The sequence below is a fragment of the Micromonospora mangrovicola genome (genome assembly GCF_047200535.1).
Lineage (GTDB): Bacteria > Actinomycetota > Actinomycetes > Mycobacteriales > Micromonosporaceae > Micromonospora.
In genome coordinates this window covers 1-1,014 of record NZ_JBJZOG010000242.1, presented here as the reverse complement: position 1 = coordinate 1,014, position 1,014 = coordinate 1, and the positions used below count along the sequence as shown (strand labels likewise).

The 1,014-nt window shown below is 73.1% G+C and carries 1 protein-coding gene and 1 pseudogene; both read left to right on the top strand.

What is annotated here, in order from left to right; genetic code table 11:
- Window positions 1-184 (top strand): annotated as a pseudogene (locus tag ACL02O_RS34275) (hypothetical protein); the annotation flags it as partial.
- Window positions 171-944 carry a class F sortase gene (locus tag ACL02O_RS34270; protein ID WP_412822333.1) on the top strand — a complete coding sequence of 258 codons (774 nt, stop codon included), beginning with the start codon at window positions 171-173 and terminating at the stop codon, window positions 942-944. The pseudogene ACL02O_RS34275 and the gene ACL02O_RS34270, both read left to right, overlap by 14 nt.
- Window positions 945-1,014 lie beyond the last annotated feature (70 nt).

Sequence of the window (1,014 nt, the reverse complement as noted above, 5' to 3'; positions counted from 1 at the left end):
GGACCAGGACCGCAAGGACCGGGACCGGTGCGTGCCGCGTGGCCACGTCGACGGGGGTGACGGTGGCATGACCACCACCAGCCTCGACCGCAACATGGCCGCCAGCGGCGTGGGCGTGATCGGCGCCGCCGCGCTCGGTGGCATGATCCTGCTGCGTCGGCGTCGGGCCGATGACCTCGTCTGACTGGACGGCGGCACGGGCCGGCGGCCGTCACGGGAGACCGTGGCGCGCCGCCGGCGCCGCCGTCGTCCTCCTGCTCGCCATGGTGGGCGCCGGCCTGATCGGCGCTTCCTTCCGCACCGTGCCGCCACCCCGCCCGCCCCAACCGCTCGCCCAGGCCGGACCCGGCGACCTGTCCCCGTTCGCCACGGGCACCCCGGGGCGGACTGACCGGACCGGTACGGACATCGCCGACCAGGCGGCCGTGGACGACGGGTCCACCGCACCGAACCCGGACACCGCCCCCGCCGGACTGCCCCGATCGGCCCCGACGACCATCTCGATCCCGCGGATCGGGGTGAACGCGGAGATCATGACCCTGGGCATGAACCCGGACGGCACGGTCCAGGTACCCCCGCTGGACCAGGCCATGAAAGCGGGGTGGTACTCCCCCGGGCCCAGTCCCGGCGAGGTCGGCAACGCGGTCATCGTCGGCCACGTCGACTCGGCCAAGCTCGGGCCGGCGGTCTTCTTCAACCTCGGCTCGCTCCACCCGGGCGACACCATCGACGTCGCCCGGGAAGATGGCTCGACCGCCACGTTCACCATCGACGAGGTGAAGTCGTACCCGAAGACCGACTTTCCCACCGAGTTGGTCTACGGCCCCAGCGACAGGCCCAGCCTACGGGTGGTCACCTGCGGCGGGCAGTTCGACCGGAACGCCGGCAGCTATCTCAACAACGTCATCGCCTTCGCCACCATGACTGACCCTGTGACGGGGTGAGGACGGATGCGGCCCGGTGGGGGGGGGGGGGAGACACCACCCCCCCCCCCCCCCCCTCCCCCCCCACCCC

What these genes read in the sequence shown, in the direction of transcription:
- ACL02O_RS34270 (WP_412822333.1), top strand. Translation starts at nt 171, where the DNA reads ATGACCTCGTCTGACTGGACGGCGGCACGGGCCGGCGGCCGTCACGGG.